The sequence below is a fragment of the Mucilaginibacter sp. SMC90 genome, from assembly GCF_022811725.1.
Lineage (GTDB): Bacteria > Bacteroidota > Bacteroidia > Sphingobacteriales > Sphingobacteriaceae > Mucilaginibacter.
The window spans coordinates 4,274,996-4,295,972 of sequence record NZ_CP094527.1 but is presented as its reverse complement, the minus strand read 5'-3'; the positions used below and the strand labels follow the sequence as shown (position 1 = coordinate 4,295,972).

General features: G+C 40.1%; 18 protein-coding genes and 1 other RNA gene. 5 read left to right on the top strand and 14 right to left on the bottom strand.

The annotated features are described in order from the left end of the window. Positions 1 to 25: 25 nt before the first annotated feature. The gene (locus MTO98_RS18370; protein ID WP_243480343.1) at positions 26 to 649 is read right to left on the bottom strand and encodes a 7-carboxy-7-deazaguanine synthase QueE; all 624 of its coding nucleotides are present in this window, start codon (positions 647 to 649) and stop codon (positions 26 to 28) included. Between the two features lie 308 nt (positions 650 to 957). On the opposite strand from MTO98_RS18370, the gene MTO98_RS18365 reads away from it, so the two are divergent. The 3 genes from MTO98_RS18365 to MTO98_RS18355 all read left to right on the top strand — a co-directional run bounded on the left by MTO98_RS18365 (position 958) and on the right by MTO98_RS18355 (position 2,868). Further along, complete coding sequence (locus tag MTO98_RS18365; RefSeq protein WP_243480342.1) at positions 958 to 1,722, top strand: hypothetical protein; 765 nt, start codon at positions 958 to 960, stop codon at positions 1,720 to 1,722. Between the two features lie 80 nt (positions 1,723 to 1,802). Next, positions 1,803 to 2,525: a hypothetical protein gene (locus MTO98_RS18360; protein ID WP_243480341.1), complete on the top strand. Its 723-nt coding sequence runs from the start codon at positions 1,803 to 1,805 to the stop codon at positions 2,523 to 2,525. A 10-nt stretch (positions 2,526 to 2,535) separates the two neighbouring features. Next, positions 2,536 to 2,868 carry a Rieske (2Fe-2S) protein gene (locus MTO98_RS18355; protein WP_243480340.1) on the top strand — a complete coding sequence of 111 codons (333 nt, stop codon included), beginning with the start codon at positions 2,536 to 2,538 and terminating at the stop codon, positions 2,866 to 2,868. Positions 2,869 to 2,935: 67 nt separating this feature from the next. Here the strand turns inward: MTO98_RS18355 and MTO98_RS18350 are convergent, their stop codons facing one another. Beyond that, positions 2,936 to 3,817 (bottom strand): tetrahydrofolate dehydrogenase/cyclohydrolase catalytic domain-containing protein, encoded by an 882-nt coding sequence (locus tag MTO98_RS18350; RefSeq protein WP_243480339.1) that lies wholly within the window; start codon positions 3,815 to 3,817, stop codon positions 2,936 to 2,938. A gap of 384 nt (positions 3,818 to 4,201) precedes the next feature. Continuing rightward, complete coding sequence (lepA, locus tag MTO98_RS18345; protein ID WP_243480338.1) at positions 4,202 to 5,989, bottom strand: translation elongation factor 4; 1,788 nt, start codon at positions 5,987 to 5,989, stop codon at positions 4,202 to 4,204. Positions 5,990 to 6,082: 93 nt separating this feature from the next. Here lepA and MTO98_RS18340 point away from each other — a divergent pair, with 93 nt between their 5' ends. Then, positions 6,083 to 6,949, top strand: a complete 867-nt coding sequence (locus MTO98_RS18340) for a fructosamine kinase family protein (RefSeq protein WP_243480337.1) — start codon at positions 6,083 to 6,085, stop codon at positions 6,947 to 6,949. Here MTO98_RS18340 and MTO98_RS18335 read toward each other — a convergent pair. The 8 genes from MTO98_RS18335 to MTO98_RS18300 all read right to left on the bottom strand — a co-directional run bounded on the left by MTO98_RS18335 (position 6,946) and on the right by MTO98_RS18300 (position 13,636). Beyond that, positions 6,946 to 8,604: a hypothetical protein gene (locus tag MTO98_RS18335; RefSeq protein ID WP_243480336.1), complete on the bottom strand. Its 1,659-nt coding sequence runs from the start codon at positions 8,602 to 8,604 to the stop codon at positions 6,946 to 6,948. The genes MTO98_RS18340 and MTO98_RS18335 overlap by 4 nt on opposite strands. 405 nt (positions 8,605 to 9,009) lie before the next feature. Then, a complete protein-coding gene (locus tag MTO98_RS18330; protein ID WP_243480335.1) occupies positions 9,010 to 9,477 on the bottom strand; it encodes a hypothetical protein in 468 nt (155 codons plus the stop codon). 94 nt (positions 9,478 to 9,571) lie between these two features. Further along, entirely contained in the window at positions 9,572 to 10,957 is a 1,386-nt protein-coding gene (locus MTO98_RS18325) for a sigma-54 dependent transcriptional regulator (protein ID WP_243480334.1), read from the bottom strand. 178 nt (positions 10,958 to 11,135) lie between these two features. Then, positions 11,136 to 11,523: RNase P RNA component class A (rnpB, locus tag MTO98_RS18320), an RNA gene on the bottom strand. Between the two features lie 131 nt (positions 11,524 to 11,654). Next, the gene (locus tag MTO98_RS18315; protein ID WP_243480333.1) at positions 11,655 to 12,071 is read right to left on the bottom strand and encodes a cytochrome c; all 417 of its coding nucleotides are present in this window, start codon (positions 12,069 to 12,071) and stop codon (positions 11,655 to 11,657) included. Beyond that, positions 12,068 to 12,715: an SCO family protein gene (locus MTO98_RS18310; protein ID WP_243480332.1), complete on the bottom strand. Its 648-nt coding sequence runs from the start codon at positions 12,713 to 12,715 to the stop codon at positions 12,068 to 12,070. The genes MTO98_RS18315 and MTO98_RS18310 overlap by 4 nt, the downstream gene beginning before the upstream one ends. Beyond that, positions 12,715 to 13,125 carry a hypothetical protein gene (locus MTO98_RS18305; protein ID WP_243480331.1) on the bottom strand — a complete coding sequence of 137 codons (411 nt, stop codon included), beginning with the start codon at positions 13,123 to 13,125 and terminating at the stop codon, positions 12,715 to 12,717. Before MTO98_RS18305 ends, MTO98_RS18310 begins: the two co-directional genes overlap by 1 nt. A 43-nt stretch (positions 13,126 to 13,168) precedes the next feature. Next, positions 13,169 to 13,636, bottom strand: a complete 468-nt coding sequence (locus tag MTO98_RS18300; protein ID WP_243480330.1) for a DinB family protein — start codon at positions 13,634 to 13,636, stop codon at positions 13,169 to 13,171. Positions 13,637 to 13,929: 293 nt separating this feature from the next. Here MTO98_RS18300 and MTO98_RS18295 point away from each other — a divergent pair, with 293 nt between their 5' ends. Further along, entirely contained in the window at positions 13,930 to 15,288 is a 1,359-nt protein-coding gene (locus tag MTO98_RS18295) for a GH1 family beta-glucosidase (RefSeq protein ID WP_243480329.1), read from the top strand. 4 nt (positions 15,289 to 15,292) lie between these two features. Here MTO98_RS18295 and MTO98_RS18290 read toward each other — a convergent pair whose 3' ends face one another. The 3 genes from MTO98_RS18290 to MTO98_RS18280 form a co-directional block, all read right to left on the bottom strand. Continuing rightward, positions 15,293 to 17,374 (bottom strand): HAMP domain-containing sensor histidine kinase, encoded by a 2,082-nt coding sequence (locus MTO98_RS18290; protein WP_243480328.1) that lies wholly within the window; start codon positions 17,372 to 17,374, stop codon positions 15,293 to 15,295. 159 nt (positions 17,375 to 17,533) lie between these two features. Then, positions 17,534 to 19,588 carry a HAMP domain-containing sensor histidine kinase gene (locus tag MTO98_RS18285; RefSeq protein ID WP_243480327.1) on the bottom strand — a complete coding sequence of 685 codons (2,055 nt, stop codon included), beginning with the start codon at positions 19,586 to 19,588 and terminating at the stop codon, positions 17,534 to 17,536. A 146-nt stretch (positions 19,589 to 19,734) separates the two neighbouring features. Then, positions 19,735 to 20,916 (bottom strand): acyl-CoA dehydrogenase family protein, encoded by a 1,182-nt coding sequence (locus MTO98_RS18280; protein WP_243480326.1) that lies wholly within the window; start codon positions 20,914 to 20,916, stop codon positions 19,735 to 19,737. Positions 20,917 to 20,977: the final 61 nt, after the last annotated feature.

Here is a 20,977-nt window from a genome sequence, read left to right as displayed (position 1 = left end):
TAATTAATATCGTAAGTTACAAAGATTATGGAATATTCAGATACTTATGCGTTTGTAATGAAATTTCCCACTGCGGGTTTTCTTTAACATAATCAACAATAAGCGGCGTCATTTCTTTTGACTTTGACCATTCCGGCTGCAAGTATAGCTTGCAATCCGGTGATACCATTTTGGCGTGGTATTCTGCCCATTCAAAATCAGATTTATTAAATACGATCACCTTTAGTTCATGAGCGGATTCAGCAACTTGTGGGGTAGGGGCTTTGAATTTTTTTGGCGAAAGGCAGATCCAGTCCCAATCGCCCGAAAGCGGGTACGCGCCCGAAGTTTCAATAAAGGTTTTTATTCCTTTTTCGTGCAGGCTGTGGGTAAGGTAATCAAGATTATAAATAAGGGGCTCACCACCCGTTACTACAACAGCTTTTGAAGGATGAATGGCTGCATTGCTTACAATAGTATCGGCTGCAGTAAGCGGGTGTAATTCAGCATCCCAGCTTTCTTTAACATCGCACCAATGGCAACCTACATCGCAACCACCAAGGCGAATAAAATATGCGGCTTTGCCTGTATTGTATCCTTCGCCCTGTATCGTATAAAACTCCTCCATTAAAGGAAGCAGCGTGCCATCGTCTGGTATTTGGTGTGCCATAGTTATTTAAGGGTGCAAAGGTACTGAAAGATAGGCGAAAGCTGAAAGGTGAAAGGTAAAAGGTTACACTAATATGGAAGTGTCTTTTTAGGAGAAAGGCAAAAGGTAGAAGGCGAAAGGTTTTTTGCCATCACCATCAATTATATATAAGTAACGGGTTCGTACCTTTTGCCTTTCACCTTTATCCTTTTACCTTTCTTATTTCATTAATAATTGTTATAATTACTTTTAATTTAAAGATAACCAATTAACCTTATTTTTGTAAAATGCTATAACCTGTATCGCTAACGCTTAATTTCTATCTGAATATGAAAAAACTTTACCTTCCTTTAATTTTAATGGTGGCGCTTTGTTTTAGTTCATGTGTGGATATTGAAGAGCATTACGATTTTAAGAGCGATGGAACCTGTAAGGTTGCTTACGCTTTTGATATGAGCAGGGCCGTGTCGGTATTGGTCAACCTCATGTCTGATTCGGTTAAAGAAACCCCTCAATTTAGTTTAGTTAAAGATACAACGCTTAACTTTTATAGCGCAATACCTGATAGCGCCCAGCAAAAATTGAAGACTGAGGAAATTGAAATGGCCAAGGCCAGCGAGCTGACCGTTAATATGAACCTTAAAAAGAGTGTTATGAAGGTAACACTTAATCACACAGCAAAAAATGCCGAAGATTTACAATACTACTTGCAAAATGTATCAAAAATAGCGCTTAATACCCAAATTAGCGCCATAACAACCACGGATAAAACAAATAAGCCATTTGATGCGAGGCAAATGGTAGCGGGACAGGATTATTATTCATACGATATTACGCCCCACAGATTTTACCGCATAATAGATAAAGCAAAATTTAATGCTTTTTTAAAGAAAACCCAGGCAACTTTTATGATGGCAAAGGCTATGCTTATTGACATGCCTTATAAAGTGATTTTAAGATTTGCCCACCCGGTAAAGAAAGTCGATAATTCAAAGGCTATGCTCTCGGCCGACAGGAGGGAAGTTACCCTGGTTACCAGCATGGATGAGGTGATCAAAAACCCGAATGTGATGAACCTGAAAATAGATTTTTAAGAATTTGCTGTCAGATATCAAGGTTTAGAAATATAGCAATAGTATTAGACTTTGAAATTTGTAGTACATATCTTGTACCTATGAAATCTGACCTTGATCAAATTATTGAATATTTTGAAAGTGAAAAACTTGCTCTTAAATCTTCGATAAAAAACTATCTTATTGAAAACGACTTTCTATATGCACATTATCATCAAGAGGAATTGATGCGTTTAGAGAGCAAATTAGCAACCTTACAGTATTTTAAAGATCCATCATATCATAAAAAGCAGGATCTTCAAAGACTTAAAGATGTATTTGAAGGGTTTGATGACAACAATCGGCTGCGAATCATTTATCAGCGACGAATAACAGAAAAAGAAAATGAGATCAGGAAAGATCAATTATCAGCCAGTTATTTTAACGATGCGCAGATAATTGATGATGCGTTGTTTGAGTTATATGAGGGACGGTTTAAAAAATTCAGGCTCTGTTTAAATAAGCCGAGTGCTTTATATTTATATTTTGAGCTTAATGTGAATAATTTGCTTAGTATTTCCATAAGTTCGGATGCTGTATTAGACATGTATGGATACGATAAGGAAAACTATGATGATGAGGATGAAGAAAGAGAACTTTTTATTCTAAAGAAAATGGGATTTGAACAAAGTGATGGGTCAGATTGGATTGTTTATCACATTGATATGAATGATTTTAAAGATGCTACAGCTATAAAATCAATATTGGCCCGTATTGCCTTTGATGTTTTTAGCTTGACGCAAGGAAGCCAATATTTACAATCTACACTTGAATATTTAGCTTAACCGTTTCAAAATGAAGTGGCATAAAGTTGAGTCTCCCAAAGATATAAATCAACCATTCATAAAAAAAACTAAGGCGGGCCGCAAAAGTATTTGCCTGGTAGGTTTTAATGGAATGCTATACGCAGTATCAGCCAGATGCCCGCATGCCGGTGCCGATTTGAGTGAGGGCTTATGCGTAAGAAAACTTATTGTTTGCCCATATCACCGCTATACTTATGATCTGGAAACAGGTAAAGGCGGCGAGGGGCAGAATGATTTTATAGAAACTTACCCCGTTGAAATAAAGGAAGATGGAGTTTACGTCGGTGTCGCCTCTATTTGGGATAAGTTGATAGGGAGATGAGTAGTGAGCAGTTGATTAGGTGAATGGTTAGAAAACCACTCACCTAATCAACTTAATAAACCACTCACTATTTATAAACCTCTTTGTTAGCCGAAGCCAAAGTATTTTTAAGCAAACCAACAATGGTCATCAAGCCCACGCCACCAGGTACCGGGGTTATCCATGATGATTTTGGTGCTACATTATCAAAGTCAACATCGCCATAAAGTTTAAAGCCCGATTTTGTACTGGTCGATGTTTCGCGGTTCATACCTACGTCAACAACTACAACGCCGTCTTTCACCATGTCGGCAGTAATGAAATTCTTTTTGCCTATGGCTACAATCAGGATGTCTGCATCGAGCGTGAATTTTTTGATGTCGGGTGTGCGGCTATGGCAAATAGTTACGGTACAATTACCCGGCGTTGTGTTACGTGCCATCAAAATACTCATTGGCGAGCCAACAATATTGCTACGGCCAACAACTACGCAATGCTTACCGGCTGTTTCAATGCCGTATTCTTTAAGCATTAAAGTGATACCATAAGGCGTTGCCGGAATAAATGACGGTAAATTGCGCTGCATCCGGCCCAGGTTAACCGGGTGAAAACCATCAACATCTTTACGGTGGTCAATGCGCTCCGTTACTTTTTCAGGATCGATATGTTTTGGTAAAGGAAGCTGAACGATGATACCATCGATATCTGGATCTGCATTTAATTCTTCTACCTTTTTTAGTAACTCTTCTTCGGTAACATCATCTTCATAACGCACTAATGATGATTTGAAGCCTACTTTTTCGCAGTTCTTCATTTTGCTGGCCACGTAAGTTTCGCTGCCACCATCGTGGCCAACCAATACCGCTACCAAGTGTGGCTTGCGGCCGGTTTTCGCCAATATTTTAGCTGCTTCCTCAGCTATTTCAATCTTAAGTTTTTCTGAAACGTATTTTCCGTCTAAAAGCTGCATTGTTAAATGTATTTAACCAAGTGGTCAGGTAATGGAGGTAAATTTAAACTTACCGGTTCTGATTTCAATTGTATTCTTATAAACGGCCTGTTATCCAGTGATAACTTTAGCCCGTGATTCTTATTTATCTTGTTAATAATGCTTTCGATAGTCTCTTTTTTGTTGTTTAAAAGTAACTCAAATATGATGCTATTTGAAGTTGCATCCTTGCTGAAAGCATCTATGTAATATTTAGGTTCGTCACTGTCGTACACAATCCATTTACCATAAACAAAGTCTCCTAAATGAATATGTTTAACAAGTCCTGCTATTGTAAAATATGTAACTAACCTATACAGAATATATTAATTTACTTATCCTCGTTTTCTGCAAGAGAATGAGGAATTAATCCAACTTCAAAACCGCCATAAATGCCGACTGAGGTATTTCAACGTTACCTACCTGGCGCATGCGTTTTTTACCTTGTTTTTGTTTTTCCAACAGTTTACGTTTACGGGAAATATCACCACCGTAACATTTAGCGGTAACATCTTTACGCAAAGCTTTCACCGTTTCGCGGGCTATGATCTTGGCACCAATAGAAGCCTGGATAATGATCTCAAACTGCTGGCGGGGCAAAAGCTCTTTCAGTTTTTCGCAGATCTTTTTACCAAAATCGTATGAGTTGCCACGGAAAATCAGTGATGAAAGTGCGTCAACCGGCTCGCTGTTTAAGCGTATATCCAGTTTTACCAGGTCAGACTGACGGTAGCCAATTTGATGATAATCAAACGAGGCATAACCTTTTGAAATGGTCTTCAATTTATCATAAAAATCAAACACGATCTCGCCCATCGGCATTTCAAAGATAAGTTCAACGCGCTCTGATGTGAGGTATGATTGATTGGTAATGGTGCCGCGTTTTTGGATACAAAGCGACATTACCGGGCCAACAAATTCAGATTTGGTAATAATGGTAGCTTTGATATATGGCTCTTCTACAAAATCAATTTTACTTGGGTCGGGAAGGTCGGATGGGTTATTTACAATGAACTCATCGCCTTTGGTTGTGTGGGCCACATATGATACGTTGGGTACGGTAGTAATTACCGTCATGTTGAACTCACGCTCCAAACGCTCCTGGATGATCTCCATGTGAAGCATGCCCAGGAAACCGCAACGGAAACCAAAACCTAAAGCCGCAGATGATTCAGGTTCAAATACTAATGAAGCATCGTTTAACTGCAGTTTGGCCATTGATTCGCGCAGCTCTTCATAATCCTCGGTATCAACAGGGTAGATGCCGGCAAATACCATTGGCTTTACTTCTTCAAAACCCTGGATCCCAACCTCGCAAGGGCGGTCAACCTGAGTTATGGTATCACCAACTTTAACCTCTTTTGCTTCTTTTATACCTGATATGATATAACCAACATCGCCGGTTTTGATCACATCCTTAGCCGTTGGACGCAGTTTTAAAGTGCCTACCTCATCAGCAAGGTATTGTTTTTCAGTAGCAACGAATTTTACTTTATCGCCTTTGCGAATCTCACCGTTAACAACTTTAAAGTAAGCAATGATACCACGGAATGAGTTAAAAACCGAATCGAAGATCAAAGCCTGTAGCGGAGCTTTAGGGTCACCTACCGGAGCAGGAACACGTTCAACAATAGCACGAAGAATATCATGAACACCCATACCTGTTTTACCTGATGCAGCAAGGATTTCCTCTCGTTTGCAACCAATTAAATCAACTATTTGATCTTTCACTTCCTCGGGCATAGCGCCGGGAAGGTCCATTTTATTTAGGATCGGGATGATTTCTAGGTCGTTTTCTAAAGCCAGGTACAGGTTTGAAATAGTTTGAGCCTGGATTCCCTGTGCTGCATCAACTATCAATAAAGCACCCTCGCAAGCTGCGATAGAACGTGATACTTCGTATGAAAAGTCTACGTGACCGGGGGTATCAATCAGGTTGAGCACATATTTTTGGCCATCAAGCTCATAATCCATTTGTATGGCATGGCTTTTTATGGTAATACCGCGCTCGCGTTCCAGATCCATGTCGTCAAGCAATTGTGCCTGCGATTCGCGCTGCGTTATGGTGTTAGTATATTCTAATAACCTATCAGCAAGTGTGCTTTTGCCGTGGTCGATGTGTGCTATGATACAAAAATTACGAATGTGCTCCATTGAACCGCAAAAATAACTTTTTAAACCGATAATTTGTATCGGCTAATAAATTAACTATTTTGAAATGTTTAATTTAAATAATATCCGACCAAAATGGCTGTATCGGCAGGTGTAATAAATGATATTGAACTTGGTTTGAATGCCAAAATTAAGAGTATAAGCCCAGTTGCCGGAGGCGATATTAATCAGGCCTATCGCTTACAAACCGCATTGGATCGTTTTTTTATTAAAATAAATAGTCTCCATAAATTCCCGGGTATGTTTGAAAGCGAGGTGGAAGGCCTGGCTGCCATCAGTAAAACAAACGCAATAGCTGTACCAAATGTTATTTTACGGGGTGATACCGGCGACGAGAGTTACCTTATATTGGAATGGATTGACGCGGGACAAATTAACAACGTCTCATCAAAAAAATTAGGATATCAGCTTGCCCAAATGCATCGGGCAACTTCTGCGCAATTCGGATTTGATGCCGATAATTATATGGGATCGCTCCATCAAAGCAATAGGCCCCGCGATAACTGGGCGCAATTCTTTATTGAAGAAAGATTACAGCCAATGATAAAAATGGCGGCGGACAAAGGAGAACTCAATAAAAACGATGTTCACCAGTTTGACCTTCTTTATAAGAAACTCCCAGGTTTATTTACCGAAGAGCCACCGGCATTGCTTCACGGCGACCTTTGGGGCGGCAATTATTTAATCAGCAGCGAAGGTAAACCTTACCTGATAGATCCGGCTGTAAGCTATGGTAACCGCGAGTTTGATATTGCAATGACCACGCTTTTTGGTGGTTTTGACCGTGCCTTTTATGAAGCTTATAACAACGAATTTCAGTTGTTACCTGGCTGGCAACAGCGGCTTAAACTTTGGAACCTATATCCGTTATTGGTTCATGTAAACCTGTTTGGCGGGATGTACGCCAAACAGGTAAGGGATAATCTTTCGGTATTTGTTTAGTTTACGCCCTGAACAAAGGTTGGCGTTTCAGACACGTTTACAGTCAGTTTACCGGCAACTGTATTAACCTGGGTTGTTAACGCTTCGTCCGCACCTGTTTTTAAAGTATAGATAACTGCCTTGGGTGTGCCCAAATCAAGGGTATAGGTGCCTGTACGGGCCCTGAAATCAGGAATTGTGAGTGCATACATGGTTAGTGAACCTGATACATATTTATCAACCAATGGGTCCGCATTTGTAGTCCCCGAATAGGTATAGTTTCCCATTAATTTTGAGGTTTGGAGTATGTAATCGGCAGCGGGGCGGCGTTTACCATTTTCGGCCAGGCCTGATGTGGCATACTGAACATCAACATTTGGGGTATCGTCAAACAGCTGGTAATAAAATACACGCTGAATGCCATGCCTGATATACAGCAGGGAAGTTCTTAAAATCCAATCTCCCTGGGTATCTTTCGGTTGTTTATCACCAACATATAATGCTTTTTGGTAACTTCCCTGGTTTATATCGTAGCCTGATTCTGTTACCCATACCGGGATAGGTTTGCTCAGAGAGTTTGCATATTGAACAAATGAATCAGCAATCTGTCCGGCCATTGATAGTTCAGGAGGCAGTCCTATGGTAGCAGATTGGTGGGTTAATATATTACCGTTATTATTATAATAATGGTAATTAATGATGTCGAAACAAAGATCGACACTACCATCGGACCGATAGCCGCGGTTGGTGCGGCACCATTCTACCATCTTCTTCACAAATTCTACATTGGCTGTTGCTAAACCACCCATCACTACTTTCATGTTGGGGTCGGCATTTTTAACCCCGGCGTTTTTTCCCAGCCTGCCTTTATCTCCATCGTAAAATGCAGACATGTTGGCCGCATACTCTTCAGCAGTTTGTTGTGTTGCGGGGCCTTTCCACCATTTGTCGCGTTCGTTATCACATTCTACATAGGTAATGAGGCCCATGCCTATCTTTATACGATTAGGCGGATCATTTGTCCACCGCACGCTTGAATCAACCTTTACTAAAGCCCGGTCGATATTGGCGTTATAGCCATATCGTGCAGCAAACTGAAATGCCATATGTGCCTGGTCAATATAACTTGCAGGGTCGGCTTTACTTAATCCATAAAGCAATGGGGCATTTTCAAGATCCTGCATATGGTAGGTATCCACCAGCCATGGCGGGCAGTTTTTTATGTCTGATAAAACTAAAATGCCATCTTGTTTGCAGCGGTTGTAAATAAGGTCATAATCCCAGCTCCCTTCATGGGTTGGGCTAAAAGTGTAATTGCCTTTTGTACTTTCCATCCGGGCCCAGCCCAGGTAATGCCTAACACCACTGAATGATTTAATAAGCGCCATGTTGGTTTCATAAATAGTGCTTTTTAAGTTTGGATTGGCCGGATCCTGCAAAAAATTCCATTCATAAGCATTAATACCAAACATATCTTTTAATGGTACGCCAACTCCGGTATATGAGCTCAATTTTATATTGGCAGAGGTACCGCTGATAGCTTTTTCGGAGTTTTTAGCCGGTGGGGCGAGTTTTTCCGGCCGGCATCTGCTGAATAAAAAGGTAGAGAATAGAATGACTGCCAGTATTTTACTATGAAATACAATTTGCATGCCCTGTTGTAATTTTGTGCTCATAAGCTACAATTAATAAAGTTTAATAAAAAACATATTTAATGTTTTCAGAGGCAGCGAAAACCGCATAACTATCCCATGAACCTTACGGAGTTATTTTTTTAATTAAAGTTGCTGGAATACGGGTAGTAGTGTAGTTATGCGTGTTTTAACGTATAGTTTAGCTTTGAGGTTGCGTTACTCTTTAAAGTTTTAGAGTTTATTTGTAAATGTTTGTTTGTTAAGTTGTTGTGTTTTTTTTCTTGATAGCCGTTTATTATTAATATAGATATAGCTTAAAAATTAAGTAACCTTTATTTAATATATCAATTGGTGATTTTAAATAATCAGCTTGAATGGCTGAAAAAAAAATCCCGGGCCATCAGGCTCAGGATTTATATATTATTGAGTTATATTAATAAAAGCTAATCATTTCACTTTTACATAAGTTTCGATAATTTCATGATCAACCTTAAGGCTGTCTATCTTCTCAATTCCTTTTTGAACTAAGGTATCATTGCTTACGGTGAGCTTAAATTTAAAATCCCGGTTTTCCCAATCCCGGGCATCACAATAGGCCAGATGTTCAGTATAATCATCGCCCGATAGCGTATAAGTACCCGCGCCCGAGGAGTAAACCGGCTTGGCTGTTTTGCCGTGCACCAAGTCATGCGTGAAAAAGGCAAAGTTAGTGGCGTTAAACATCTTGAACATTTCCTGATCTTTTGGCGGAGTGGTTACCGTGGTGTCTCCTTTCGTGATGCTTTTGCTTGATATCAGGTGCCAGGTTCCATCAAGCTTACCTACAGGTTCGGTTGTCTCTGTAGTTGCTTTTGGCGGGTTGCTGCATGAACACAGGGCAAGCAGAAAAAAAGATGCTAAGTAATAGGTTTTCATGGTGTTAAAGGTTATTGATATACAATAATAACATAAAAAAAGCATCGGTTGTCTTATTTACCGATGCTTTTTAAATTATTTTCAAAAGTTTATGTTATTCGCCGCGTTTCAGGCCGAATTTTTCAATTTTACTGTATAAGTGACTTCGCTGAATATCGATATCATCTGCCGTTTTTGAAACGTTCCAGTTGTTTTTTTCCAGTTTAAATTTGATATACTCGCGTTCGGCAAAATCCTTGTATTCCTGAAAGTTATTGAACTGATCAAAATCTGTTTGCGGTGCCGGTGCGGCGGCGTTGCCTGCCCCAACTGCAACCGGTGCTGATGGATTAGCGAATGCCCTTACATCGTTATCGGTTATCACTTTATCGCTGAGGATAATCAAGCGTTCAACCATATTACGGAGCTCGCGGATATTGCCCGTCCAAGGAAGGGCTTTAAGCGCCTCCAGGGCAGCATCCGAGATCTTTTTAACCGGCATACCGTATTCATTACAAATCTCATCCAAAAAGCTTTGGGTTAACAGAGAGATGTCATCTTTACGTTCAATAAGCGGAGGTACGTGGATAAGTATAACACTTAAACGATGGTACAAGTCCATACGGAAATTGCCTGCTTCAATCTCTTTAAGCAAATCTTTGTTGGTTGCCGCCACCACGCGTACATCAACATCAATTTCTTTTTCTCCACCAACACGGGTTATTTTATTTTCCTGCAGCGCACGTAATACTTTTGCCTGGGCAGATTGGCTCATATCACCGATCTCATCCAGGAACAATGTTCCGCCGTTTGCAGATTCAAACTTGCCGATACGTTGTTTTATGGCTGATGTAAACGAACCTTTTTCGTGACCGAATAGTTCACTTTCAATTAATTCGGAGGGAATAGCCGCGCAGTTAACCTCAATAATAGGTGCAGATGAGCGGTTTGATTTTTCGTGCAACCAGCGTGCAACCAGTTCCTTACCACTGCCATTGGCACCGGTAACCAACACGCGGGCATCGGTAGGGGCCACACGGTCAATAGTTTCTTTGATCTTGATTATAGCCTGCGATTCGCCTAAAATAGGGCGTACCTTTGATACTTTGCGTTTAAGTACCTTAGCTTCAACAACCAAACTCCCCCTGTCAAGTGCATTCCGAACTGTGATCAGCAGGCGGTTCAGATCGGGTGGTTTTGAAATAAAGTCAAACGCGCCTTTTTTGCTGGCCTCTACAGCGGTTTCAACCGTGCCGTGGCCTGATATCATGATAAAAGGAAGATCTGGTTTAATGGCGAGGCCTTCGGTAAGTACTTCCATGCCATCCATGCGGTTCATTTTAATATCGCACAGCACCAGGTCGTAGTCTTTTTTTTCAATTAACTGAAGGCCGTCAACCCCGTTATCTACGTCTTCAACCTCGTAATCCTCATACTCTAAAATCTCGCGAAGCGTGTTACGTATCGACCGCTCATCATCAATTATTAAAATTTTAGCCATGTTTTATAGTTATGTACCGGTAGTAATTGTTATTTGCTAATATATGGGTTTGTATAGAAAAACAAACACTTTTAATGTGCTAATAAAGGTTTAAGACCGATAAATGTTTGCAGCGTTTTGAAATTTAATGAAAATAATTGCTGTAAATAAAAACCCCTCGCTTAAAAGCAAGGGGTTATACAGCAGCAAACCTATAAGCCGGGTTCTGTTTTGCCTTGTTAAAGGGCAATTTCTATCATTTATCTGGCCCTGTTATCACTAACAGGTTTAAACAACCTACCCATCCTAACGACCCGCCTTGCGGCAGATACGGGAGCGAGCAACTCCGCTTTCAGGACCTATTTGGTTTTTCAACTCCTGAGGTTTACCGTCATAGCCGGTCGCCCGGTTATGCCGTGAGCTCTTACCTCACGTTTTCACCCTTACCCACCTAAGCGGGCGGTATTTTCTCTGTGGCACTTTGCTGTCGCCGGCTGCCGGCGCCTTCCCGTTAGGAAGCAGGATGCTCTATGTTGCCCGGACTTTCCTCCGCCAAACAAGTTGGCAGCGATAGAACGTTTTGCGGTGTAAAGATAGGGAAATTACTTTGGTTCATAGTTGAAGGTTCATAGATCATCGTAAAATAGATCATGGCAGAACGATAGCCAATGACAATTTTCTTGTTATGAACCATCAATTATGATCGATGAACAGAAAATTATTTACAATTCTTCAAATCGTCCTGAACTTGTTGCAAGGTAACAGTGCCCATTTTATTACCGAAGGAATTGGTAATGTAGGTAAGCACTTTAGCAATTTCAAGCGGTGCTATATCGTCAGCTTGCATTTCATCGTCAAATGCGCGACCTGCTACAGTGATCTTGCCTTTTAGACCATTTTTAACGAAGCAGGCAAGTGCTGTTTTATTATTTTTCAGATAGGTTGAATCCGTTAAAGGTGGTATAAGCGCCGACAGGCCTTGCCCTTTATCACCATGGCAGTTTTGACAATGCTGCTGATAAACAAAGCTCCCTGCAGAATAATAGCGTTTAAACTCAATCTGATCATCGCTTTGGCATGATGCACCAATTACAACTAACAAGATAGCTATAACGCCAATTACTTTGACCCTCATTTGGCTGCAATTTGATCCGGTTCGGCTTTCAGGGTTTTGATATCGGCTATAAGCTTGGTTACCTCTGCCGGGTCTGTACCTTCATAAGTACCACGAATGCGTTTTTGTTTATCTATCAAAATGAAAAAACCATCATGGATATATTCGCCCTTCGGATTTTTTTCGGATACACTTTGCAGGTAGCTTTTGCCAATTTTATAAGTATCGCCCTTTTCTCCGTGCAACAACCACCAGGTATTGCCGGCAATGCCCAATTTATCCGCATAGCGTTTTAACACAGGCACAGTATCATATTTAGGATCGATGGTGTGCGAAATGATCCTGAAATTATCATCATCCTTAAACTCCTTGTATACATTAAGCATGTTGCGGTGCATAACCGGGCAGATAGAAGGGCAGGTGGTAAAGAAAAAATCGGCCACATAAATTTTCCCATCTAAATTTTTCTGGGTAATTGTATCGGCATACTGGTTTACGAATTTGAACGGCGGAATAGTAGCGTATTCTGTATCAGTTACCGTTTTGCCATTAATAGTTTTAGTTACCGGTGTTTTGTAACCCAAAATGGGAAGGGCTGTTTTTGTATTTGACTTGCAGGCATTAAAAAGCGTTATTATTACAATGCCTATCCATAGTTTCCTCATTATTTGGCGGGTATTTGGGTGATGTACTTAGTTGAGCCTGTAACAGCTGTATTAATTTGAGTATCTATTTTGCTGATAAGCTTTTTTTGAGCTTCCAGATAGTCGATGATTTGCTGGTGTGATTTGCCTTTGTTTTCTGCATCAAATTTATGCATCCAGTCGCTCATGGCGCTGTCGGCATCATCAACCTGTTTTAAATACACCTGCGCTGTATCTTTATTAATGTTTGGAGCATTATTTTTTATCAGGCTATCCAGCAGCATCTTGTTTTTCATCAATTGCTCGTCATTGGCCATTACTTTATCATGTATGGCAATTACCTGGTTTAAAAGATCTTTTTCCTGTTTTTTGGTGTCGGTACAACCTAACAATAAGGCAAAGCCCGCGGCTACGAATAGATATTTTTTCATGGTTTTTGATAGCGTGATAAAACCTGGCAAATATGCTAAATGTTTAGCTGTTTAACGCTCTTAAATAATAACTATAGTCTGTAACAGGTAAAGTTTTTACGCCAACAAACTTTAATTGCTGCCCAATTTGCGCCCTGGTATGTGTACCATGGTTAAGTACCTGCGTAACCATATCGCTCAGTTGGTTTTCAAAATAGTCGCCGGCAAAGTTATGATATGGCACAACCTTGTCTAAATCCTCCTCATTTAATTCGTTTAAAAACGCTATCCAAGCTTCATAATGTTCAGTTGCCTGTTGCTCGCATTGTTCAATAGTAACATCTTCGGGCCATGAGTTTGACATAGATGGCGGGATAAGTTTGCACCTTTCAAGCCAGGTTTGCTCAGCAGCAAGCAAGTGTCCCATCAATTTCAGGGTTATGGCTGGTAGGCCAGCTGCTTTCATAGCCAGTATTATTTGCTGGTTAGCAAAAAGGTTATAACCAAACATTTTTATAACGTAAGTTTTCATGGTGCGTAAAAATAACAACTAATTATCAAAGTGATTTTTGTATCAAAAAAATGGTGATTAACAATTAGATAACATAGTTGTCATATTCAGCAAACATCTGCTTGTTATCTTTATTTTATAATTAAATAACATAAGGTTATGAAATTCATTATCAATATCTCGAAACTGCTGATTAATTTCCGTCAGTGGATGATGCTTAAAAGTATGCGTTCATCGTTCATACATTAAGTTATCACTTATAATTCTTCATTTATAAATATAATCGCACTTTTGGGCTTTTGTAGCTCAAATTAATGGAACTTACTGACCGGGAAATACATTTAAGCAAAGATCTTTTTGGCAACGACTTTGAGTGGGGCGTATCTACAGCTGCTTTTCAGATAGAGGGAGCTTACAACGCCGACGGAAAAGGACTATCCATATGGGATACCTTTACAGCTAAAAAAGGAAAGATCCTAAATGGCGACCATGCGCAAACCGCATGTGATTTTTATAATTTATATGAGCGTGACATCGACCTCATTAAAGAACTCAATATTCCAAATTTTCGCTTTTCTGTATCCTGGACCCGCATTTTACCCGAAGGCTCCGGAGAAATCAACCAGACCGGTATTGATTATTATAACCGCATAATTGATTATTGTATTAAACAAGGCGTTGAGCCTTGGTTAACTGTTTACCATTGGGACCTGCCACATGTACTTGAGCTTAAAGGCGGTTGGACAAATCGTGAAGCTATAAACTGGTTTAGTGAGTTTATTACCATTTGTGCCCAGAATTTTGGCGACAGGGTAAAACATTGGATGGTAATGAATGAGCCTGTAGTATTTACTGGGGCAGGTTATTTTTTTGGCATTCATGCACCAGGGCGCAGCGGTATGAAAAACTTTGTACCTGCAATACATCACGTTACCATGAGTATTGCTGAGGGGGGAAGGATACTGCGAAAACTTTTACCGTCAACAGCTCAAATAGGTACAACATTTTCGTGCTCACAAATTGAACCCTATACAAGTAAACCAAGGGATGTTGCCGCTGCCGTTCGTGCCGATGCACTGATCAATCGCTTGTATATTGAACCTTTGCTGGGAATGGGATATCCGACAAATGATCTTCCTGCGCTCAAAGATCTTAAAAAGTATTTTTATCCAGGCGATGAGGATAAGCTGCGTTTTGATTTTGATTTTATAGGCATTCAGAATTACACACGTGAAATTGTAAAATATTCGTTTTTCACACCCTATATTCATGCAAGCATGGTTAAAGCTGAGAATAGGGGTGTTGAGCTCACTGCTATGCGCTGGGAAGTTTATCCCCCATCTATTTATCATATGATTAAAAAATATGATGCCTATCCTAATATAAAAAAGATCATTATTACCGAAAATGGATCGGCTTTTCCCGATAAGGTTGTTGATGGAGAGGTAAATGACCCCCAAAGGCTTAAATATCTTAAAGATAATTTAGCGCAAGTATTAAAGGCGAAAAATGAGGGCCACAAAATTGAAGGCTATTTTGTATGGACACTTACCGATAACTTTGAATGGGCCGAGGGATATCATCCGCGTTTTGGATTAATCCACATTGATCATGCAACCCAGCAACGTACAGTTAAAGCATCTGGCAGATGGTATGCTGAGTTTTTAAAATAAACAGCTAATCCTTTGGCAGCGTAAATTTGAATGACGTACCATTTTCTGTATCGCTCTCAAACCAGATTTGACCATTGTGTTCTTCAATAATTTGCCTGCATATCGACAGACCAAGGCCAAATGACTTTTCGCCCGATGTTCCAGGGCGTTTAGCATCTGTAAACATGTTGAATACCTGGCTTTTTAGCTTATCGGGGATTCCGATGCCGTGATCTTTTACCGAAATCAGGATCTCTTTTTCACGTTCAATGGCCATAACAAAGATAGCGGAGCCTTCCGGGCTGAATTTGATGGCGTTACTTATCAGATTACTGATTACACGCCATATTTTTTCGCGGCTAATGCAGATCTCTAACGGAGAACTCAACATGGCAAGCGAGATCACTTGTTGTTTTTCGGCAGCCTTAAAGCGCATCAATTCAACACTGTTACTCAATAACGAATTAACTTCAACTGCTTCTTTATTCAACATGACGGAAACAGATTCGGTGGCTTCCAATATTTCATTAATCAGTTCAATGGAGTTAAATGAAGTTTCCCTGATGATATTTAATAGCTCTTTTTGCTCGTCGCTATAGTTTTCTTCTGTCATAGCGCCTGTAAGTGAAGCTATTCCGCCTATGGGGTTGCGCAGGTCATGGGCAACGGTGCGTAAAATGCGGTCCTTTTCCTCGTTATTGAGTTTTAAATCATTAAGTGCAATTTCCAAATGATGGTTTTGATGATTTATTTGGTTATTAAGGCCTCCGAGTGTTTTTATATTCTTTTTTGATTTTTGCCAGTTTAAAAACACCAGGGAAATAATAATAATGAGCATCAAGGCAAAAACAACGGTTACTCTCAGGTAAACGTGCTGCAATTCGTTGTTTTTCTTTAGGTTATTAAATTCATTGTCTTTTTCAAGGCTTTTAACCTGTTCGGCTACATCTGATTCTTTTAGTATTTTATTTTCATTTGCTATAGTATCCTTTAGCTCATCATACTGTTTATAATGAAACATTGCCTGCTGATGATCATTTTGCTTCTCGAAGTAATTTGACATTAATAAATGCCAGTCTTGCCGTGTTTCGGGGCTTTTGATACTATCAAACTGGAGCCTGATAATATTAAGGATGTTTAATAATGAATCATTGGCGTTTTGTTTGTCATATATTGAAGCAAGCTTTAATTCAGAATATTGCGCATCGTTATTATCATTCCCTTTTCGCAGATTGATAGCTATGCCTTTTTTAAGCAGATTTTTAGCCTTATTGTAGTCCTTTTGCCTGATACTTATATCGGCCATATTGCCATAAACTACACCCCTGGATACCTCAGCCATTTGAGGCCGGTCTTTAAATCTTGCAGTATTATTGTTGATGTAATCAAGGGCTGTTTTATAAAAATACATAGCGCTGTCATTCATCAGCATTTTACTATAACTTAAACCTATGTTATTCAATAATTCCTGCCGGCGATAAAAATAATTGAAGTTTCCTTCGCATGAAGTTGTTTCTTCAAAGCTTTTCTTGAAATAGGAGGCAGCCCTGCTGTAATGTTCCTGCTTATACAGGATCATACCCATACGATAACTGTAGTCGCCCATTGTACAGTCATCAAGATTGTTATTGGCAATTACTTTCCCTTCATAAAAATAACCATACGCCTCGTTATAGCGTCGTTCATCAAATAATACATCTCCTTTAGCAAGATGCGCCTGCCCATATTCGCTGGTGAATTTTAGTTTTTTTTCCGGAGTATCGAAAATATTGAGCATGCTATCGGCATATAGCAAAGCCATTTTTCGGTCGTTTTTTACATGAGAAGCATAGGTATAAATAAAATAGTAGTAGTTATATACCTGTTTAAAGCCAAGATTATCTGAATGACGGAAAGCGGAGTCAAGATGATCAACAGCTGCCTTGTGACGTCCGTTATCGTACATTATAGTTGCTGTATCAACAGCTTTATTGTATGCTGATGATGAAAGAAAGCCTTTGGGCTTTTGCCGGCATGAACTGATTGTCAGAAAAATAAAAGCAAAAAGCAAATATCCCGGTATACTACCGAAACGCCTTATTTGCCTAAAGCCCTTATGTACAAACATCAATATAAAATTAAGCCAGGTTTAGAGTTGGTTATAAAACAACGGTAAACTATAAAAAAAATCAAAGAAAATCATGCTGCCTTTGCCAATATTTTTAATTAATTATTTATAATGAAAGTTTTGAGCTGTTTAAAAAAATAAAGGGCCTGCAAGCTGATATTATGAAGCCTGTGCAGGGAGATATACGTAGAAACTTGAACCGTTATTTTGATCGCTTTTTAGCCAGATCCTGCCGCTATGTTTTTCGATTATTTGCCGGCATATTGAAAGGCCCAAACCAAATGATTTTTCGCCGTCGGTGCCGGGCCGTTTAGCTTCGGTGAACATATTAAATACATGGTGCTGTAATTTATCAGGAATACCTATACCATAATCTTTAACGCATATTTCAACCCCCTGGTTCTTTTGATTCACAATTACGTAAATAGCTGCACCTTTGGGGCTAAACTTTATGGCATTACTAATGAGGTTGCTGATAACCCTCCATATTTTTTCCCGGTTTATCAACAGCTCGGTAGGGGCATCCAACAGGCTAAGCATAATATCCTGCTCCTTTTCGGCTGCTTTAAATCGCAGCAAATCAACGCTGTTGTTTATAAGGCCGTTAATCTCAACCCATTCCTTATTGAAGGACACATTAGCTGTATTTGCAGCCTCCAGAATTTCGTTGATAAGTTCAAGGGAATTATAAGAAGTTTCTTTAATAAGATTGATCAGATCTGTTTGTTCTTCATCGCGCGCATCTTCAACCATCGATGCTGATAATGATGCTATTCCTCCAAGCGGGTTACGGAGGTCATGGGCAACTGCACGCAGTATACGGTCTTTTTCGCGGCTTCCCTGGTTTACTTCTTCAAGGGTGTTTTCTAATTCGTTTTTTTGCAGTTTAATTTGATCGTTTAGCTTTTTAATCGCTACAATATCCCTTTTTGACCTTTTCAGGTTTCTAAAAACAAGAAAAATAATGATCACCGCCATTACCGAAAAAAGCACGGCGAGGCATATATAAATTAATTGAAGTTTATTATGGTCTTTAAGATCTTCTATTTGGTTTTCTTTATCAAAACTTGCCTGCTGCTGGTTAACATCGGTCCGTTTCAATGATGATGTTTTTTTTAAAGCCGAATCCTTCAAAGTCGAATAGTTTTTTAAATACAGCAAACTATTTTGATAGTCCTTTTGCTGCAGATAATAAGCGCTCATTAAATTATTCCAACTTGTTTCGGCATCATCGTTTTTGACGATATCAAGCTGGGTGCGCAAACTTTTCAATAAATTGAAAAGATCATTTGGCTTATTAGTAATAGTGTATAAGCGGGCGAGTTTTATTTCGGTTAGCTCGGCATCACGGGTGTCATTGCCCGGTTTTAAATTGATGGCAATACTTTTTTTCAATAACTCACTTGCTTCATTATAGTTATGGGTTAGCATAGCCAGGTCGCCCTGGTTGCCGTACACAACACCCCGGGCAACTTCAAGCAAATTGGCCCTCTCGGCAAACCTTGCGCTATTGTCATTGATGTAGGTAAGCGCTTTATCCAAGTAAAGCTTTGAACTGTCAACATCGCCGCTGTTTTTATAGCTTTCTCCAATATTATCAAGAAGTTCCTGCCGCTGGTAAAAGGCCCGGAAACCATCAGTATAAGCATAACTTTGCCGGTGGCTGATCTTAAAGTAATTTGCAGCTTCTTTAAAATGCCCTTGTTTAAACATGATCATGCCCATCCTGTAGGTGTATTCGGCCAGTATAGCATTGTCGATGGCATTTTTGCCTATAGAGTACCCTTTGTAAAAATACCTGTAGGCCTGGTCATATTTTGCCATGTCTGAATAGGCATCTCCGGTAGCAAAATTAGCTTCAGCTGCTAACGCTATGTGTTGGTCGGCGGTAACACTTTCAGACGCTACGGCCTGCATTGTATCGGCATAGGGCATGGCTTTTTTAGGGTCATGCAAGGCTTTTAAATTGTAAAGGAAATGAACGGAGTAAAAACGGAACCTGTCGCTTACAAACGGTTTTTTTATGTTTACGTAAGCCGAATCGAGGTATTCAAGGCCTTTTTGGGGTTGATTTTTTTCGCCATTGTACAGGTTTACTGTATCAAGTATTGGCTTAAACTGTGCAGAGTAATCGCCGGTATCTTTAACCCTGTTTGCGCAGGAATTAAAAGACAATAAACATGCGATAGCCAGCCAATACGAATGGTTGAACAACAGTTTGTTTAAACTAACAGGGCTATAGGGGGGCGCCAAAATTAAGTGTTTACGCAACAAATATAATGTTCATAATTATAACGAACAATACTTTTGTGTCAGAATAACACGCAATTTACTGAAAGTTAAAATGTATTGATTATCTGCTATTTAAAAGCATCGAGCCCGGTAACGTCCATTCCTGTAATAAGTAAATGTATGTCATGGGTGCCTTCATAGGTTATCACCGACTCCAGGTTCATCATATGCCTCATTATAGGATATTCGCCGGTAATTCCCATACCTCCAAGCATTTGTCTTGCTTCGCGCGCAATAGTAATAGCTGTTTCAACACTGTTTCGTTTCGCCATTGATATTTGAGCGGGGGTTGCCCTGTTCTCATTTTTGAGCGTGCCTAAACGCCAAACCAATAGCTGGCCTTTCGTGATCTCGGTTATCATTTCGGCCAGTTTTTTTTGCTGAAGTTGAAAACCGGCAATAGGCCGGCCAAATTGCTCACGCTCTTTCGTGTAACGGAGAGCTGTATCATAACAATCCATAGCAGCACCCAATGCACCCCAGGCAATACCGAAACGGGCCTGATTTAAACATCCCAGCGGGCCTTTAATGCCGGATACGTTGGGTAGCAGGTTTTCCTTTGGTATTTTAACGTGGTCAAAAACAAGTTCGCCGGTTGCCGATGCCCTTAATGACCATTTATTGTGCGTAGCAGGAGTAGTGAAACCTTCCATACCGCGTTCTACGATCACTCCGCGAATTTTACCCTCCTCGTCTTTAGCCCAAACAACGGCAATATCAGCAAAAGGCGAATTAGAGATCCACATTTTAGCACCGTTAAGGATATAGTGATCTCCTGCGTCTTTAATATTAGTGGTCATACCCCCGGGGTTTGAACCGTGATCGGGCTCGGTAAGGCCAAAACATCCCATTAATTCGCCGCTGGCCAGTTTGGGAAGATATTTTTTACGCTGTTCTTCGCTCCCATAGGCATAAATAGGGTACATCACCAGCGATCCCTGGACAGATGCTGTAGATCGAATGCCCGAATCACCGCGTTCCAATTCCTGCATGATAATGCCGTAGGCCGTATAATCTAAACCCGCACCTCCGTATTCAACTGGTATTGTAGGGCCAAAAGCGCCAATTTCGGCAAGGCCTCTTAATAACTGTGAAGGGAATTCAGCTTTTTGAGCATAATCTTCAATTATAGGGCTTAATTCCTTCTTCACCCAGTCACGAACTGATGAGCGGATCAGTTTATGTTCGTCGGTTAGCAACTCATCTAACAGATAATAATCAGGAGCTTCGTACAGATCTGTTTTGGCCATAACGTTATAGTTGGTGAGCAAATATAAAGCATTTACCTTCGGTAAAAGCAAGCCAAAAATG

Coding starts and splice junctions, on each gene's coding strand:
- MTO98_RS18370 (WP_243480343.1), bottom strand. CDS start 649: ATGGCACACCAAATACCAGACGATGGCACGCTGCTTCCTTTAATGGAG.
- MTO98_RS18365 (WP_243480342.1), top strand. CDS start 958: ATGAAAAAACTTTACCTTCCTTTAATTTTAATGGTGGCGCTTTGTTTT.
- MTO98_RS18360 (WP_243480341.1), top strand. CDS start 1,803: ATGAAATCTGACCTTGATCAAATTATTGAATATTTTGAAAGTGAAAAA.
- MTO98_RS18355 (WP_243480340.1), top strand. CDS start 2,536: ATGAAGTGGCATAAAGTTGAGTCTCCCAAAGATATAAATCAACCATTC.
- MTO98_RS18350 (WP_243480339.1), bottom strand. CDS start 3,817: ATGCAGCTTTTAGACGGAAAATACGTTTCAGAAAAACTTAAGATTGAA.
- lepA (WP_243480338.1), bottom strand. CDS start 5,989: ATGGAGCACATTCGTAATTTTTGTATCATAGCACACATCGACCACGGC.
- MTO98_RS18340 (WP_243480337.1), top strand. CDS start 6,083: ATGGCTGTATCGGCAGGTGTAATAAATGATATTGAACTTGGTTTGAAT.
- MTO98_RS18335 (WP_243480336.1), bottom strand. CDS start 8,604: ATGAGCACAAAATTACAACAGGGCATGCAAATTGTATTTCATAGTAAA.
- MTO98_RS18330 (WP_243480335.1), bottom strand. CDS start 9,477: ATGAAAACCTATTACTTAGCATCTTTTTTTCTGCTTGCCCTGTGTTCA.
- MTO98_RS18325 (WP_243480334.1), bottom strand. CDS start 10,957: ATGGCTAAAATTTTAATAATTGATGATGAGCGGTCGATACGTAACACG.
- MTO98_RS18315 (WP_243480333.1), bottom strand. CDS start 12,071: ATGAGGGTCAAAGTAATTGGCGTTATAGCTATCTTGTTAGTTGTAATT.
- MTO98_RS18310 (WP_243480332.1), bottom strand. CDS start 12,715: ATGAGGAAACTATGGATAGGCATTGTAATAATAACGCTTTTTAATGCC.
- MTO98_RS18305 (WP_243480331.1), bottom strand. CDS start 13,125: ATGAAAAAATATCTATTCGTAGCCGCGGGCTTTGCCTTATTGTTAGGT.
- MTO98_RS18300 (WP_243480330.1), bottom strand. CDS start 13,636: ATGAAAACTTACGTTATAAAAATGTTTGGTTATAACCTTTTTGCTAAC.
- MTO98_RS18295 (WP_243480329.1), top strand. CDS start 13,930: ATGGAACTTACTGACCGGGAAATACATTTAAGCAAAGATCTTTTTGGC.
- MTO98_RS18290 (WP_243480328.1), bottom strand. CDS start 17,374: ATGTTTGTACATAAGGGCTTTAGGCAAATAAGGCGTTTCGGTAGTATA.
- MTO98_RS18280 (WP_243480326.1), bottom strand. CDS start 20,916: ATGGCCAAAACAGATCTGTACGAAGCTCCTGATTATTATCTGTTAGAT.